We start from the raw sequence: 1,547 nt of genomic DNA on the forward strand, positions 1-1,547 counted from the left end.
CCCGCGCGCCCGGCCGCATCGCGCCCCGCGCAGCGGACCGTCGCCCGCGCCGCGCCGCGGATCGAGCAGGGCAGCCGCGGGACTCTGCCGGCCCCGGTGCCCCGCCAGACGACGACTCAGCGGCGCTAGAGCAATATCCGATCGGCCGGAAAGGGCTGATCGGATTTCTTGCTCCAGAAGACATCTCCAGCGCGAAATCCGATCGCACTGATTCAGTTTGATCGGATCGTACTGAGGGGCGCCATCCGTCCTCTCGGACGGATGTCCTGCTGCATGAAGGGTCGGAGCGATCGGATGCCGCTGTCGGCGCAGCGCCGCCAGCCCTGGCACCGGCATGGCGCTTGCGAAGCCAGCGCGACGGGACCCGCGCGGGCCCGCCGCCACGTCCGGCCTGCCCGGCGATGCGGCATCCTGCCCGGCGACCTGCCATCTGAAAGGGCAGTCCATGCTGCGTCGTCGCCTTCTCCTCGCCACCCCCGCGCTGCTCGCCGCGCCCGCCCTCCACGCCCAGGGCGCCTGGCCCAACCGGCCGGTGCGCATCATCAACCCCTACGCGCCCGGGGGCACCTCCGATATCGTGATGCGCTATCTGGCGGCGGGGATGGAGCGCGCCTTCGGACAGCCCTTCGTGGTCGAGAACCGGCCCGGTGCCGGCGGCGCGGTGGGCACCGCGGCCGCCGCCGCGGCGGCGCCGGACGGCTACACGCTGCTCGTGACCAACACCGGCCCGCTCGCCGTCTCGATCAGCATGACGCCGCCGCCGGCCTACAATGCCGAACGCTCCTTCTCCTACATCACCATGTTCGGCGGGGCGCCGATCCTGTGCGCGGTCAAGGGCGACGGGCCGATCCGCACCATGGCGGAGTATCGCGCCGCCGCGGCCGCGCGCGCCGATGCCGTGTCCTTCGGCTCCTCCGGCGTCGGCTCGGTCGGGCACCTCGCGGGCATGCTCTGGGCGCGCGAAGCGGGGGTCGAGATGCTGCACGTCCCCTTCCGCGGCGCGTCGGATGCCGAGCAGTCGATCATCGGCGGCAATACCACCTCGCTGTGGAACACGGTCGGCGCACATACCGGCGGCGTGCAGGGCGGCTCCATCCGCGGCCTTGCCGTGACGAGCGAACAGCGCATCGGATCGGTGCCGAACGTGCCGACCATCGTCGAGGCCGGCTTCCCGGGCTCCGTCGCGTCCAACTGGTTCCTGCTGGCCGGGCCGGCGGGTCTCTCGGCCGAGATCGTGGGCCGGTTGCGCACGCATCTCGCCGCCGCCATGGCGGAACCCGCGGCGCGGGAACGCTGGGCTGCGATCGGCATGGTTTCGCTGGGCGACCCGAGCCCCGCCGAGATCACCACCTTCGTCATGCGCGAAGCCACGCGCTGGGCGCCGGTGGTCCGCGCCGCGCAGGGCTGACGAAGCGCCGCGGGGAGGCTGGCGGGGTCGCGAGGGAGGCCGCCGGCCGGGCCGGGACCGAGATCCGCACCCTGCATGTCCGCCGCTACGACGTGGACCTGGTGGCGTCACCGGACCTGATGCTCGAGAAGACCGGAAG

The 1,547-nt window shown here is 72.9% G+C and carries 1 protein-coding gene; it reads left to right on the top strand.

Features of this window, described 5'->3' with window-relative positions:
- Positions 1 to 445 precede the first annotated feature (445 nt).
- Positions 446 to 1,408, top strand: a complete 963-nt coding sequence (locus HW577_RS24820) for a Bug family tripartite tricarboxylate transporter substrate binding protein (protein ID WP_198378762.1) — start codon at positions 446 to 448, stop codon at positions 1,406 to 1,408.
- Positions 1,409 to 1,547 lie beyond the last annotated feature (139 nt).

The sequence above is a fragment of the Neoroseomonas rubea genome (assembly GCF_016106015.1).
Classification (GTDB): domain Bacteria; phylum Pseudomonadota; class Alphaproteobacteria; order Acetobacterales; family Acetobacteraceae; genus Neoroseomonas; species Neoroseomonas rubea.